Origin of the sequence: Limnohabitans sp. JirII-29 (assembly GCF_003063395.1) — a bacterium.
In the GTDB taxonomy this organism is placed as follows: Bacteria; Pseudomonadota; Gammaproteobacteria; order Burkholderiales; family Burkholderiaceae_C; genus Limnohabitans.
Genome location: NZ_NESB01000003.1, coordinates 374,849 through 388,887, shown reverse-complemented (window position 1 = coordinate 388,887; position 14,039 = coordinate 374,849). Strand labels below are relative to the sequence as shown.

12 protein-coding genes and 2 tRNA genes are annotated in these 14,039 nt (G+C 52.1%); 9 read left to right on the top strand and 5 right to left on the bottom strand.

The features are described 5' to 3' along the window. Positions 1 to 483, top strand: a complete 483-nt coding sequence (gene ispF, locus B9Z39_RS06960) for a 2-C-methyl-D-erythritol 2,4-cyclodiphosphate synthase (RefSeq protein ID WP_100146786.1) — start codon at positions 1 to 3, stop codon at positions 481 to 483. On the opposite strand, the gene B9Z39_RS06955 is transcribed toward ispF, so the two are convergent. Continuing rightward, positions 477 to 884 (bottom strand): hypothetical protein, encoded by a 408-nt coding sequence (locus B9Z39_RS06955; RefSeq protein WP_100146785.1) that lies wholly within the window; start codon positions 882 to 884, stop codon positions 477 to 479. The genes ispF and B9Z39_RS06955 overlap by 7 nt on opposite strands. A 109-nt stretch (positions 885 to 993) precedes the next feature. Then, entirely contained in the window at positions 994 to 1,776 is a 783-nt protein-coding gene (locus B9Z39_RS06950; RefSeq protein WP_108301239.1) for a 3-hydroxybutyrate dehydrogenase, read from the bottom strand. An 86-nt stretch (positions 1,777 to 1,862) separates the two neighbouring features. On the opposite strand from B9Z39_RS06950, the gene B9Z39_RS06945 reads away from it, so the two are divergent. From B9Z39_RS06945 to rimO, 4 genes are all read left to right on the top strand, one after another. After that, positions 1,863 to 4,076 carry a bifunctional (p)ppGpp synthetase/guanosine-3',5'-bis(diphosphate) 3'-pyrophosphohydrolase gene (locus B9Z39_RS06945; RefSeq protein ID WP_108301149.1) on the top strand — a complete coding sequence of 738 codons (2,214 nt, stop codon included), beginning with the start codon at positions 1,863 to 1,865 and terminating at the stop codon, positions 4,074 to 4,076. A gap of 29 nt (positions 4,077 to 4,105) precedes the next feature. Beyond that, positions 4,106 to 4,182 (top strand) — tRNA-Val (locus B9Z39_RS06940). Between the two features lie 68 nt (positions 4,183 to 4,250). Next, positions 4,251 to 4,769, top strand: a complete 519-nt coding sequence (phaR, locus tag B9Z39_RS06935; protein WP_100146783.1) for a polyhydroxyalkanoate synthesis repressor PhaR — start codon at positions 4,251 to 4,253, stop codon at positions 4,767 to 4,769. A gap of 8 nt (positions 4,770 to 4,777) precedes the next feature. Further along, complete coding sequence (gene rimO / locus B9Z39_RS06930) at positions 4,778 to 6,148, top strand: 30S ribosomal protein S12 methylthiotransferase RimO (RefSeq protein WP_369823314.1); 1,371 nt, start codon at positions 4,778 to 4,780, stop codon at positions 6,146 to 6,148. A gap of 51 nt (positions 6,149 to 6,199) precedes the next feature. Here rimO and B9Z39_RS06925 read toward each other — a convergent pair. After that, a tRNA-Leu gene (locus tag B9Z39_RS06925) sits at positions 6,200 to 6,284 on the bottom strand. A gap of 50 nt (positions 6,285 to 6,334) precedes the next feature. Here B9Z39_RS06925 and rnr point away from each other — a divergent pair. Beyond that, positions 6,335 to 8,527, top strand: coding sequence for a ribonuclease R (gene rnr / locus B9Z39_RS06920; RefSeq protein ID WP_199221176.1), 2,193 nt, complete (start codon positions 6,335 to 6,337; stop codon positions 8,525 to 8,527). A gap of 4 nt (positions 8,528 to 8,531) precedes the next feature. On the opposite strand, the gene B9Z39_RS06915 is transcribed toward rnr, so the two are convergent. Further along, entirely contained in the window at positions 8,532 to 10,031 is a 1,500-nt protein-coding gene (locus tag B9Z39_RS06915; RefSeq protein ID WP_108301148.1) for an NAD(P)H-hydrate dehydratase, read from the bottom strand. Then, on the bottom strand, positions 10,028 to 11,284 hold the full coding sequence (locus tag B9Z39_RS06910) for a D-amino acid dehydrogenase (protein WP_108301147.1): 1,257 nt from the start codon (positions 11,282 to 11,284) through the stop codon (positions 10,028 to 10,030). Before B9Z39_RS06910 ends, B9Z39_RS06915 begins: the two co-directional genes overlap by 4 nt. A gap of 211 nt (positions 11,285 to 11,495) precedes the next feature. On the opposite strand from B9Z39_RS06910, the gene rpsB reads away from it, so the two are divergent. From rpsB to pyrH, 3 genes are all read left to right on the top strand, one after another. Next, complete coding sequence (gene rpsB, locus B9Z39_RS06905) at positions 11,496 to 12,236, top strand: 30S ribosomal protein S2 (RefSeq protein ID WP_100146778.1); 741 nt, start codon at positions 11,496 to 11,498, stop codon at positions 12,234 to 12,236. Between the two features lie 81 nt (positions 12,237 to 12,317). After that, positions 12,318 to 13,208: a translation elongation factor Ts gene (gene tsf, locus B9Z39_RS06900; protein WP_108301146.1), complete on the top strand. Its 891-nt coding sequence runs from the start codon at positions 12,318 to 12,320 to the stop codon at positions 13,206 to 13,208. A 77-nt stretch (positions 13,209 to 13,285) separates the two neighbouring features. Continuing rightward, on the top strand, positions 13,286 to 14,008 hold the full coding sequence (gene pyrH / locus B9Z39_RS06895) for a UMP kinase (RefSeq protein ID WP_100146776.1): 723 nt from the start codon (positions 13,286 to 13,288) through the stop codon (positions 14,006 to 14,008). Positions 14,009 to 14,039 lie beyond the last annotated feature (31 nt).

Below are 14,039 nucleotides of genomic sequence, written 5' to 3'. Positions count from 1 at the left end.
ATGACAACACCTAGATTTCGTGTTGGTGAAGGTTGGGATGTCCATGCGTTGGTCGAAGGTCGTCCACTCACGATTGGAGGCGTGCAAATTCAACACACGCATGGATTACTTGGGCACTCAGACGCCGATGTGTTGATGCACGCCATCACAGATGCCTTGCTAGGTGCCGCTGCCCTTGGAGATATTGGGCGCCATTTCCCTGATACAGACGCACGCTTTAAAGGTGCCGATTCTTGGGGTTTGTTGCAACAGGCAGGGGCCCGGGTACGCGAGGCTGGCTGGCGTATAGGCAACGTGGACAGCACGGTGATTGCCCAGGCACCTAAGTTGGCCACGTACATACCAGCGATGTGCTTGCGGATTGCACAAGCCTTAGCGATCGAAGTCGATCAGGTCAATGTGAAAGCAAAAACAGCTGAAAAAATGGGCCCCGTTGGTTTGGGGCAGAGCATCGAAGCCCGTGCGCTGACTTTGATTTACTGATCTTTTGCGCTCAAGGCCGCCAATCCGTCAACGACTTCACGAATGACCCGGCGGTGCTCGGGTTGAAGGGCAAAGTAACTGGCGATCAACTGCTGGTCAACCAAGTTCATGGCTTCTTCTTTGCCGGCAGCGTTGTTGGTGCCTACTGGGGGGGTGCCAAATAGTAGGCCTTCTGGAGATACCTTCAGCCATCTCGACAACACCAATAGTTTGTCTTGTTTGGGAATGGATACGCCCATCAGCCAATTGCGCGCGGCATGGGATGAAATGCCATCCCCCCAATAACGCAAATTGAATTCGCTGGCGACGATGGTTGCTGAGACACGAACGCCTGCATCTTTCAAAGCCTCACGGAGGCGGTCTGCAAACGTTCCCGGTACTTTTCTGTTGCTTTTTGTCATGACTCAAGCCTAAAAGGTAATCCGATGAATGAACTAATTCTAAGTTAAAAAACATAGTAAGTTACACCTAAAGAATTACTTCGATGCTTGGTGTTGTCTATGGCTAGATTTATTGTGCGGTCCAGCCACCATCCATGTTCCAAGCTACGCCGCGAACGTTGTTGGCGGCTGTTGAGCACAAAAAGACAGCCAGTTCACCCAACTCTTCTGGTGTCGTGAACTGCATGGACGGCTCCTTTTCTCCCAACAATAGTTTGGTTGCCTCTTCGTTGGAGAGTGACAGTTCGTGGGCTTTGGCGTCGACTTGTTTTTGGACCAAAGGTGTCAGCACCCAGCCAGGACAAATGGCATTGCATGTGATGCCTGAGGTGGCGTTTTCCAGGGCGGTCACTTTTGTGAGTCCCACGATGCCGTGTTTGGCGGCGACATAGGCCGACTTCTGTGCGGAGCCGACCAAGCCATGTACGGATGCCACATTGAGGATGCGGCCCCAATTTTTTTGTTGCATGTACGGCAATGCCAACCGTGAGGTATGAAACGCACTACTTAGGTTGATGGCAATGATGGCATCCCAGCGTTCGACTGGGAAATTCTCAACAGCTGCCACGTGTTGAATTCCTGCGTTATTGACCAAGATGTCTACACCACCAAAGGACTCGCTGGCGAACTGCATCATGGCCTGAATTTCTGACGCCTTGCTCATGTCTGCACCGTGGTAGCGAACTTGGACGCCCAAAGCCTCCACCTCGGCTTTGGGGGCTTGGTAGTCACCAAATCCATTCAGCACAATATTGGCGCCTTGTTTTGCCAAGCACTTGGCAATGCCTAAGCCTATACCGCTGGTGGAACCGGTGACCAATGCTGTTTTACCTGAAAGCGTGCGTTCAGCCATGAAAAACTCCATATGAATTACGATGAGAATCGTTTGACATTATGGAGTTTTCAGTTGTCAGTTAACTGAATGCATTTTTCGCTTTTATGAAACAAACTTCAGCCATCTCCCCACAGCCCTTGATGCTGAATGCGACGTTGCAGGACTTGCCTGATCAGCCGGATGCACTGGCGCGTGCGCGAGCATTCGTCGAACCTTTGTTCAGTGGCGCGAGCCTGGATACCGGCGAAGATGTTTTGCAGCATGCAGATGGTGTGGCCACTATTCTGGGTCAAATTGGTGGGTCAGAAGCCATGCAAGCAGCCTGCTATTTGGTTTATGCGACAGAGTTTCTCAACAAACCTGAAGATGTGATCTCCAAGGCGTTTGGCCCCAGTTATGCCGAGCTTGCTTTAGAGACTGTACGTTTGATCCGTGTGCAACGACAGGCACGTGTTGTTGCCTCTGACAAACCTGCTGCGAACTTGCAAACCGAGAATGTGCGAAAAATGCTCTTGGCATTTTCCCGGGACCTGCGTGTTGTCCTTTTACGTTTAGCTTCGCGTTTACAAACCTTACGCTATTACGCAGCCAGCAAGAAAAGTGTGCCTCATGGTTTGGCTCATGAGTCGTTGCATGTTTTTGCCCCTCTTGCCAATCGTTTGGGTATTTGGCAAATCAAATGGGAAATCGAGGACTTATCCCTGAGATTTCTTGAGCCTGAGACATACCGTGAAGTCGCGCGTTGGTTGGATGAGAAACGTGCTGAGCGAGAAAAGTACATGGTTGAGTTGCAGCAACAACTCTCCAGTGCATTGAAAGAGCAAGGGATTGAGGCAAGTGTTCAAGGACGGCCCAAGCACATTTACAGCATTGTCAAAAAAATGCGTGGCAAGTCGTTGGGTTTTGAGCGTGTGTTTGATGTGCGCGCATTGCGTGTGATTGTGCCCTCCGTGCCAGATTGCTACGCCGTATTGAGTTGGGTTCATACACATTTCACTCCTATCGTTGAAGAGTTTGACGATTACATTGCGCGTCCTAAGTCGAATGGGTACCAGTCTTTGCATACGGTCGTGCGCGATGCACAAGGACGACCCATCGAAGTGCAAATAAGAACTCGTGCAATGCACGAACATGCAGAGCAGGGCGTTGCTGCACATTGGGCGTACAAAGAAGCCGGAGCACGCGGGTATGCCGGGGTATCTGCTTCAGGTGCTTATGACGCCAAGATTGCTGTCTTGCGTCAATTGCTGGCCTGGGAGCGAGAGTTGGTATCTGCATCCCAGAATGGTTCTGCGGCACCGTCCACCAAGACCGATGCTCTGAGTGATCGCATTTATGTTTTGACGCCTGATGCTGCTGTGGTGGAGTTGCCGCAAGGTGCAACGTCCATTGACTTTGCCTATGCGTTACACACGAATTTAGGTCACCGCTGCCGCGGTGCTCGTGTGGATGGCGCGATGGTGCCCCTTCATACCGTGTTGAAAAATGGTCAAACTGTTGAGGTCACTGCTGTGAAAGAAGGCGGGCCTTCGCGGGACTGGCTGAATACCGAATTGGGGTTTCTTGCGAGTCCAAGAGCGCGTTCAAAAGTACGGGCATGGTTCAACGCACAAGCGATGCAAGAGACTGTCGCAAAGGGTCGAGAGGCCGTTGAGAAGTTGTTGCAACGTGAGGGAAAGACGGCCATCAAGCTGGATGACCTTGCGTCTCAACTTGGCTTCAAATCCTCGGATGCTCTATTTGAGGTTGTGGGTAAAGATGAATTTTCTTTGCGTAACATTGAGACGCTGCTGAATCCACCGGAACCCAGCTTGGCGCCAGATGACTACGTGCTGTTAAAGAAGTCGCGCCATACGGAACAAAATCCCAAAGGCGGCGTGTTGGTTGTCGGCATTGATTCTTTGTTGACCCAATTGGCAAAGTGCTGCAAGCCAGCGCCACCTGACGATATACGGGGGTTTGTGACGCGTGGCAAAGGTGTCAGCATTCACCGTGCTGATTGCGGTAACTTTCGCCAAATGGCGCTGCGTAATGTTGAGCGTGTGATTGAGGTCGACTGGGGTAAATCAAAGCAGGCCCAAGATCAGATCTACCCTGTGGATGTGTATATCGAAGCGTTTGATCGTCAAGGTTTGCTGCGTGACATATCGGAGGTTTTTTCCAAAGAGAAAATGAACGTGATCGGCGTCCAAACACAATCGATCAAAGAGTTGGCTTTGATGACATTCACGGTCGAGGTCAGTGACTCGGGACGTTTGCAGAAAGTTTTGACGGCTGTGCGCGATGTTTCTGGTGTACGTTCTGCCCGTCGTCGCTGAGTCTGCTATACTCATGGCTTCGAACAATTAGGCGCGTAGCTCAGCTGGTTAGAGCACCACCTTGACATGGTGGGGGTCGTTGGTTCGAGTCCAATCGCGCCTACCAATTGTTACCCGTCCAGCCCGGCACTGTCAGAGCAGTGACGGGCTTTTGTTTACAACGGGAGCTGACTCATGAGCAGCAAAAATTACATGCGCCCTGCTGAAGACGACAGACGCATCATCAAAAAATACCCCAATCGTCGGCTTTACGACACATCTTCGTCCAGCTATGTTGCGTTGGGTGACATCAAGCGCTTGGTCATGGAAAACACACCTTTTGTGGTGCGCGATGCCAAGACTGGGGCAGATCTGACCCGTAGCATCTTGCTGCAAATCATTCTGGAAGAAGAGTCTGATGGTTCTCCGATTTTGACGGAGCCCATGTTGGCCAACATCATTCGCTTTTATGGCCACGCCATGCAAGGATTCATGGGGTCGTATCTGGAAAAGAACGTGCAGACCTTCATGGATTTTCAAGCTCAGTTGGCTGGAACATCCAAGGATTTGGCGCCCCTTCCCATGATGCAGGGCTTGGTGGGGCGATATGTCGACCAATCAACGCAAGTTCTGACAGAAATGCAAGAACAGATGCAGCAACAATTTAAGAAACAAACCGAGCAGATGATGGATGTGATGAGGCTGAAACGCTGATGAATGACGTGACGACACCAAAAGTGGGTTTTGTCAGCTTGGGCTGTCCCAAAGCATTGACAGATTCCGAATTGATCTTGACTCAGCTCAGTGCTGAGGGATACCAAACATCGAAAACCTTTGCCGGTGCTGATTTGGTCATTGTGAATACCTGTGGATTCATTGATGACGCTGTCAAAGAAAGTCTCGACACGATTGGCGAGGCCTTGGCTGAAAATGGCAAAGTCATTGTCACGGGATGTTTGGGTGCGAGAAGCGGTGAAGGTGGAGCCAATCTGGTTCAGCAAATTCATCCGCGCGTGTTGGCTGTCACTGGCCCCCATGCCACGCAAGAGGTGATGGATGCGGTGCATGCACATTTGCCTAAGCCACATGATCCTTTTCTGGATTTGGTGCCCCAAGCTTTTGGTGAAGCAGGTATCAAGCTCACGCCCAAGCATTACGCATATTTGAAAATCAGTGAAGGCTGTAACCATCGCTGTACGTTTTGCATCATCCCTTCAATGCGCGGAGACTTGGTGAGTCGCCCCATCGGTGATGTGCTCAAAGAAGCGCGTGCTTTGTTTGAAGGAGGTGTCAAAGAGTTGCTGGTGATCAGCCAAGACACATCGGCGTACGGCGTTGACGTCAAATACCGCACAGGTTTTTGGGATGGACAGCCGATCAAAACGCGGACCTTGGAGTTGGCGCAGACCTTGGCACAGCTGGCGCAAAGCTATGGTGCGTGGATTCGTTTGCATTATGTGTACCCATATCCCAGCGTGGATGACATCATTCCCTTGATGGCGACTGGACATGTGTTGCCCTATTTAGACGTGCCGTTTCAGCACAGCCATCCGGACGTCTTGAAACGCATGAAAAGACCTGCAAGTGGTGAGAGGAACCTAGAGCGTATTGCTCGTTGGCGAGAGTTGTGTCCTCAGATCGTGATTCGCAGCACATTCATTGCAGGCTTTCCTGGTGAAACAGAGGCTGAGTTTGAACATTTGTTAGATTTTGTCCGTGAAGCCGAAATCGATCGCGCCGGTTGCTTTGCTTATAGCCCGGTAGATGGCGCAACAGCCAACGAATTACCGGGCATGTTGCCTCAAGAGGTTCGTGAGGCGCGCCAAGCGCGTTTCATGGCAGTGGCAGAAGAGGTGTCCATCCAGAAGCTCAAGCGTCGCATAGGTTCTACTTTGCAAGTTTTGGTAGATGAGGCACCGGGTAATGGACGCAAAGGTGGCGTGGGGCGCAGCTACGCAGATGCGCCTGAAATTGATGGTGTGGTCAAGCTGTTGCCATCTGAAAAAATCAGCAAAGTTTTGCGAGTTGGTGAATTCACACGTGCACGTGTGGTGGCCACTGACGGGCATGATCTTGTTGCGTTGCCTGTTTGAAGAGCAAAAACACAAAAGCCACCGTGAAGGTGGCTTTCATTTAACTTATATTGGTGCCCAGGAAGGGACTCGAACCCCCACGATGTTACTCGCTAGTACCTGAAACTAGTGCGTCTACCAATTCCGCCACCTGGGCATTTCAGGAAAGAAAGGCATTGTATCAAAAATTTATCAACAACCAGCGGATTGCTGGAAGAGTTTGAAGGCACCGTCTTCGGTCACCGTGATGGTCATGGCTTTGTGCAGCGCGATGATGGAGCGGCAGATATTTATCTGCCTCCAAATGAAATGCGTGCTGTGCTGCATCGCGATCGTGTCAAAGCACGCGTGGTACGTTTCGATAAAAAAGGGCGTCCAGAAGGACGCGTGGTCGAAATCATGGAGCGTTCGAATCAGCCGATCATTGGCCGCCTACTTCAAGAAAGCGGCGTATGGTTAGTTGCGCCTGAGGACAAGCGCTATGGTCAAGATGTGTTGATTCCCAAAGGGGCGACCGGTCGCGCGAGCACGGGGCAGGTTGTCGTGGTCGAGTTGACCGAGCCTCCGAGCTTGTATGGACAGCCCGTAGGTCGCATCAAAGAAGTTTTGGGCGAAGTTGATGACCCAGGCATGGAGATCGAAATCGCGGTTCGTAAATACGGCGTACCGCACGAATTCTCTGAAGCTTGCTTGGCTTTGGCCCGCGGGTTGCCTGACAAGGTACGTCCTCAAGATAAAAAAGATCGCGTTGATTTGACCGATGTGGCTTTGGTCACGATCGATGGCGAAGATGCGCGTGACTTTGACGATGCTGTGTATTGCGAGCCTGCCAAAGTGGGCCGTGGCAAAGGCTGGCGTCTGTTGGTGGCTATTGCCGATGTGAGCCACTATGTGGAGACGGGCAGTGCGATTGATATTGACGCTTATGACCGCGCCACCAGTGTGTACTTCCCACGTCGGGTCATTCCGATGTTGCCTGAGAAACTATCAAATGGCTTGTGCTCACTCAACCCCGACGTTGAGCGCTTGTGCATGGTGTGTGACATGTTGATCACGGCTAGCGGTGAGATCCATGCCTATCAGTTCTATCCGGCGGTCATGCATAGCCATGCACGTTTTACCTACACCGAAGTGGCGGCTATTTTGGCTAACACACGCGGGCCAGAGGCTGCCAAGCGCAAAGAACGTGTGCCAGATCTGATCAACTTGCACGATGTCTACGGTGCTTTGCTGAAATCACGCCGTGTCCGTGGTGCCGTAGATTTTGAAACCACCGAAACACAAATTGTGTGCGATGACAGTGGTCGTATTGAAAAAATTATTCCTCGTATACGTAACGACGCCCATAAGTTAATTGAAGAAGCGATGTTGGCTGCCAATGTGTGCAGTGCAGACTTCATTTTGCAAAGCAAGCACCCAGGTTTATTTCGAGTTCACGAAGGGCCAACACCTGAGAAAAAAGACATCCTTCGCAATTACTTGAAGGCGACGGGTGTGGGGTTGACGATCACCGATAACCCCAAGCCTGGAGAGTTTCAGGCGATTGCAGAAGCGACCAAAGAGCGTCCTGATGCGCAGCAAATTCATTCGATGCTGTTGCGTTCAATGCAGCAAGCGATTTACACCCCGATTAACAGCGGTCACTTTGGTTTGGCCTTTGAGGCCTACACCCACTTCACCAGTCCTATTCGGCGCTACCCCGACTTGCTTGTGCACCGTGTGATCAAGGCTATTTTGCTCAAGCGCCGTTACCAATTGCCGGTGTTGCCCACGCCGGGTGAAGCACATGCCAAACTGGCACGTCGCTTGGCAACGCGTGTCCGGGAACCGTCACAAAAGCTGGAGCTAAAAACCAAACCGACACCCGATCAGCAGGCATGGGAAGCTGCGGGCCTGCATTGCAGTGCCAATGAGCGTCGCGCAGACGAGGCCAGTCGCGATGTAGAGGCTTGGCTCAAGTGCAAATACATGCGTGAACATTTGGGAGAAGAGTACGGTGGGGTGGTCACTGCGGCTACAGGCTTTGGCTTATTTGTGACCTTGGATGCGATGTATGTAGAGGGCTTGGTCCACATCACCGAACTGGGAGGCGAGTACTTCCGCTTTGATGAAGCCCGACAAGAGTTGCGTGGCGAACGAACTGGCATTCGTTATGCCATTGGCTCACGAGTTCGGATTCAGGTCAGTCGCGTGGATTTAGACGGTCGAAAAATTGACTTTCGTTTGGTCCGTGACAGCGAGGATGTGTTGCCACGTTCACCCAAAGAGACGACCAAATCTCCGATGCAAAACTTCAAGGCCGCTGTCAAAAAAGCGTTCACAAAGACAAATGATAAGTCGGGTAAACCCAGTGTCAAAAAGTCCGGTGGGGTGAAGAGTAAGAGTCGGAGACCCCGTTGATCGGTTAGCGAATGGATGCTGCCAATAAGGCAGCATCCAACGCTGGGCCTGTTGTTGGCCAAGTGTCTGCGATCAGCCCGTGTGCATGTGCGCCATGGCAAGCAGCTTCAAACGCGCTTTGTCCTTGTGCCATTTTGGCCCCAATGAAACCGGCAAGGACGTCGCCCGTTCCTGCTGTCGCTAGTAAAGCACTCCCTGTGTGGTTGATCACAGGCGTCATCCCTGAGCAGGCAATCACTGTGCCGGAGCCTTTGAGAACGACGACAGCACCGGTCAACTCTGCGAGTTGCTGAGCGGAATGCAGGCGGTTGTTTTGTATGTCGCGCGTGCTGCATTTGAGCAATCGGGCGGCCTCCAGTGGATGTGGCGTGAGCACGGTGGGACGCCTGTTTTGTGTTCGATTCCTCACTAGTTGCAAGAGCGATGCATCGCTCGCAATGGCATTCAATGCATCTGCGTCCAACACCAATTGTGCGGCTGTGCTCAACACCTTTGGCAAGATGGCGCGTACGTCATCTCCTGCGCCGCAGCCACAAACGACACATGCTGTTTTTGGTTCCAGCGTGTCCACCGCGCGAACCATCAAGGCCGGATGCTGAGCTGTCACGCTGGATCGTGAGGCTGCATCCAGCAAGCCCAAATACACGCGACCAGCACCTCCATGCAGTGCCGCCACGCCTGCCAACACGGCCGCACCTGTCATGCCAGATGCTCCACCCATCACGATGAGTTCCCCGAAACTGCCTTTATGGCTGTTGTGTGGGCGCTGTGTGCTCGGGTGGACTGAGACTTGAAGGTACGCAACAGGCGGTGTTGAATGAACTGTTTTGTCAGTTGGAGTGGATACCAAATCGTCAAACCAAACTTGGCCTGCGGCGTCTCGCCCGTCGGCCGTGAAAAGACCCGGTTTGAGGGTGAGTAAGCTCAAGGTATGACGTGGTGATGTGCTTTGATGTGTGTTGTCGCTGCGAAGCCATTCCCCCGTGTCTGCGCACAAGCCGGTGGGCAGATCTATACACAAAACGGGGACATTGCTGGTTTGCATGGTATGGAGCCAATTGGCGATGGTGCCATCCGGCGCTCTGTTCACACCTAATCCCAGCAAGGCGTCTATGGCCAAATCAAAAGTTTCTGGTGGATCTTCTGCAAAAGTTATGCCTGCTTTGATAGCTCGCTGTCCGGCTCTTTGGGCGTCACTTGGCGTGTTTTGCTTGTTTCCTAGCCAAGTGACCACCACTTGTTTGCCCCAATGCTGGAGGCGAATCGCAGCTTCAAGCCCATCGCCGCCGTTGTTGCCTGGGCCGCAAGCGATCCAAATTCTTTGTGCGTGCGGGGCAATGGCCAATGCCAATTGTGCTGTCGCAAGACCTGCGCGTTCCATCAAGGTGTGCTCAGGTAAAGCCGTCTTGAGTTCGGCCTCAATGTGTTGCGTGCTCAATGTGTCATACAGCGGCCATGCTTGATACGCCGTGAGGGGGCAAACAGTCACTGTAGGACGTGTCATCTCTGCGGCTTCAATCGCTCAATGCCAAGACCTTCAAGGTCAATTTCTGGCGTCAGTCCTGACATGCTGTCTGCCAGTGCCTTTGCGCTGCCACACGACAGTGCCCAACCGCTGGATCCGTGGCCTAAATTCAACCAAATACCAGGAATACCACTAGGTCCTATGACAGGTGGTCCATCAGGCAGCATGGGACGAGAACCTTTCCATACTTGCACACTGTCTTGTGTGCGCGCTGCGCCGGGAAACCAGTCGTCCAGCACCCGATAGAGCGTCTTGACGCTGGCTGCGTGGTGCTGGCGAGCATTTCCACCAATTTCCGCACTTCCTGAAACGCGCACTCTCTGTCCAAGTCTTGAAATCGCAACTTTATAGCGTTCATCCATGACGCCGCTGCGAGGGGCATCCAGCGGTTCGCGCACAGATGCACTCACAGAATAACCGTGAACAGCTGCCAATGGAATATGCAGGCCCACAGGTGCCAAAAGACGCGCGCTGCCCAAACCGGCGCACACCACAACCTCATCGAACACGATGCCTGGATCTGCTGTGCCGATTCGGATTCGACGCGGCTCACTGGGAGAAAGCGCTTGTACGCTTGCATTGAAATGAAATTTCACACCCTTAGATTCCGCAATATTTTTCAGCAGCAAGGTGAATTGGCGGCAGTTCCCTACTTCATCGTTGGGAAAATGCAAGGCATAGGCCAGGGCCGTGTCGGGGTTCAACGCTGGTTCAACGCTGCGTGCTTCTGATGCGCTCAAGGTTTTAAAGCTCAAGCCTGCGTCACGCATGATTTTTAGCGACGGTTGCACCATTTGGTGCTCCTGTTCGCCGCGCAACAACACCATATAACCTAGTGTTCGGTCGTGCTCTATGTGAAGACGCTCCGTCAAGCGCTGCAGCCTTTGATGGCTGTAGGTTGATAGGCGTAATAAACGCGCTCGATTTTGGATAAAGGTGTCCTCGTCACAGGCACGCCACCATCGCCACAGCCACTTGACTTCGTCCCAGCTCGGGTGCGACAAGCGGACGGGGCTGTGAGCCCTCCACAAATGTTTCAAGATATGCAGGGTCATCCCTGGTTTTGCCCACGGTGTTACATACCCCGGAGAAATAACGCCTGCATTGGCAAAGCTGCAGCCTTCGGCTGATGAACTGCTGCGTTCATAGACGCTGACATCATGGCCCTGGGCCGCCAGTTCGTACGCTGTTGTCACCCCTATAACACCAGCCCCAATCACTGCGACTTTCATGCACTATGCCTCGCGATGCGTGGTCGTACCTGGGAGTGCTGGGGGGCTTGCTGTGCTAGAATCATTGGGTTTTGTAAGTGTCTCCTTGTTGGGGAGACTTGTTAAAACATCACTCGCAAATCAGCCCACTCAAGGTGTTGCCAAAGATTTTCAAATGAAAATTAGCGGCGATGACGGGCTGAATTTTAGACTCAACCTTTGGAGTAATCACATGTCAGTCACTATGCGCGAAATGCTCGAAGCTGGCGTCCACTTTGGTCACCAAACCCGCTTCTGGAACCCCAAAATGGCGCCATTCATTTTTGGTCATCGCAACAAAATTCACATTATCAACCTTGAAAAATCGCTTCCGATGTTTCAAGATGCAGCCAAGTTCGTCAAGCAACTGGCTGCCAACCGTGGCACCATTTTGATGGTGGGTACCAAGCGTCAGTCGCGCGAAATCGTTGCTGCTGAAGCGCAACGTGCTGGTGTTCCCTTTGTCGACCAACGTTGGTTGGGTGGTATGTTGACCAACTTCAAAACTGTCAAAACCTCTATCAAGCGTTTGAAAGACATGAAAACGCAGCAAGAAGCCGGTTTGGACGCGCTGTCGAAAAAAGAACAGCTGATGTTCAAGCGCGAGATCGAGAAGCTCGAAAAGGATATCGGTGGTATTCAAGATATGGCAACTTTGCCGGACGCCATTTTTGTCATCGACGTGGGCTATCACAAAATTGCGATCGCAGAAGCCAAAAAGCTTGGGATTCCTTTGATTGGTGTGGTGGACTCTAACCACTCGCCTGAAGGCATCGATTATGTGATTCCAGGTAACGATGACTCTTCCAAAGCCGTGACCTTGTACGCCCGCGGTATCGCTGACGCGATCCTTGAAGGTCGTGCCAACGCTGTCAATGACGTGGTCAAGGCGGTTGCCGAAGCTGGTGACGAATTCGTTGAAGTCGCTGCGTAAGCGACTCCCCAACTTTGAGAAGGGGCTCGTGCAGCCCCTTTTTCACACCCTGATTGAATTGAACTGAAGACGGAGAAACATATGGCAGCTATTACTGCAAGCATGGTCGCTGAACTACGCGCCAAAACAGATGCCCCCATGATGGAGTGCAAAAAGGCCTTGACTGAAGCCGATGGTGACATGGCCAAAGCTGAAGAACTGCTGCGCGTCAAACTTGGCAGCAAAGCAGGCAAGGCCGCAAGTCGTATCACTGCAGAAGGCGTGATCGCCAGCTTCATTGACGGCAACAAGGGTTCGTTGCTTGAAGTGAATTGCGAAACAGACTTTGTGACTAAAAATGACAGCTTCTTGGCGTTGGCCCAAGCAGCAGCCAAGTTGATTGTTGAGCACAACCCCGCCTCTTTAGAGGCCTTGGGTGCTTTGTCTTACAGCCAAGATGGTTTTGGCCCTACGCTAGAAGATGTGCGCAAGGGCTTGATTGGCAAGATCGGCGAGAACATGAGCTTCCGTCGTTTCAAGCGTTTCGAAGGTGCTCAAGTGGCTTCTTACCTGCACGGCACACGCATTGGTGTGGTTGTGGAGTTTGATGGTGACATGACTGCTGCCAAAGACGTTGCCATGCATGTGGCTGCGATGAAACCAGTGGCTTTGACCAGTGCCGATGTGCCTGCTGAGTTGATTGAGAAAGAGCGCTCAGTCGCCACAGCCAAAGCTGCGGAATCTGGCAAGCCAGCTGACATCGCCAGCAAAATGATTGAAGGCTCTGTGCAGAAATACCTCAAAGAGGTGTCTTTGTTCAATCAGCCTTTCGTCAAAAACGACAAGCAAACCGTTGAGCAAATGCTCAAAGCTGCGAACACCAACGTCAAAGCATTTACTTTGTATGTGGTGGGCGAGGGCATTGAGAAAAAGGTAGACGACTTTGCTGCCGAAGTGGCGGCTCAAGTCGCCGCGGCCAAGCAGTCGGTCTAATCACAAAAAGGGGAGCATCGGCTCCCCTTTTGACGTCAACCTCGCACCCCCATCAAGATAGACCAAGGAGTTTTCTCATGACATCAGTCCAGCCAGCCCACAAGCGTATTTTGCTCAAGCTGTCCGGCGAAGCTTTGATGGGGGACGATGCATTTGGTATCAACCGGGCCACGATTGTGCGCATCGTGGATGAAGTGTCTGAGGTCATTCGTCTCGGGGTTGAGGTCGCCATCGTGATTGGTGGCGGCAACATCTTTCGCGGTGTTGCCGGTGGTGCCGTCGGTATGGACCGTGCAACGGCAGATTACATGGGTATGTTGGCCACGGTGATGAATTCATTGGCTTTGGCAGACACCATGAACAAGGCTGGTTTGACGGCACGGGTTATGTCTGCGATTGCCATTGACCAAGTGGTCGAGCCTTACGTACGTCCCAAAGCGCTGCAATACCTTGAGGAAGGTAAAGTTGTTATTTTTGCGGCGGGTACAGGTAACCCATTTTTCACCACTGACACAGCAGCAGCTTTGCGTGGCGCTGAAATTGGGGCTGAAATGGTGCTCAAGGCTACTAAAGTGGATGGTGTGTATACCGCTGATCCCAAAAAAGACCCGACAGCAACTCGCTACAGCGAGCTGAGTTTTGACGATGCCATCAGCCAAAACCTTGGCATCATGGATGCCACGGCATTTGCGTTGTGTCGCGATCAAAAATTACCAGTGAAAGTCTTTTCAATTTTTAAAAATGGTGCGCTCAAACGCGTGGTCTTGGGTGAGGATGAAGGCACGCTTGTGCACGCTTGAGCCCACGGTTTTTGAGACTTTTCACGCCTAG

Excerpts from the sequence above, each read along its gene's own strand:
- phaR (WP_100146783.1), top strand. The coding sequence starts at position 4,251 with ATGAGCAGCAAAAATTACATGCGCCCTGCTGAAGACGACAGACGCATC.
- B9Z39_RS06945 (WP_108301149.1), top strand. The coding sequence starts at position 1,863 with ATGAAACAAACTTCAGCCATCTCCCCACAGCCCTTGATGCTGAATGCG.
- B9Z39_RS06910 (WP_108301147.1), bottom strand. The coding sequence starts at position 11,284 with ATGAAAGTCGCAGTGATTGGGGCTGGTGTTATAGGGGTGACAACAGCG.
- B9Z39_RS06915 (WP_108301148.1), bottom strand. The coding sequence starts at position 10,031 with ATGACACGTCCTACAGTGACTGTTTGCCCCCTCACGGCGTATCAAGCA.
- B9Z39_RS06950 (WP_108301239.1), bottom strand. The coding sequence starts at position 1,776 with ATGGCTGAACGCACGCTTTCAGGTAAAACAGCATTGGTCACCGGTTCC.
- tsf (WP_108301146.1), top strand. The coding sequence starts at position 12,318 with ATGGCAGCTATTACTGCAAGCATGGTCGCTGAACTACGCGCCAAAACA.
- ispF (WP_100146786.1), top strand. The coding sequence starts at position 1 with ATGACAACACCTAGATTTCGTGTTGGTGAAGGTTGGGATGTCCATGCG.
- rpsB (WP_100146778.1), top strand. The coding sequence starts at position 11,496 with ATGTCAGTCACTATGCGCGAAATGCTCGAAGCTGGCGTCCACTTTGGT.
- pyrH (WP_100146776.1), top strand. The coding sequence starts at position 13,286 with ATGACATCAGTCCAGCCAGCCCACAAGCGTATTTTGCTCAAGCTGTCC.
- B9Z39_RS06955 (WP_100146785.1), bottom strand. The coding sequence starts at position 884 with ATGACAAAAAGCAACAGAAAAGTACCGGGAACGTTTGCAGACCGCCTC.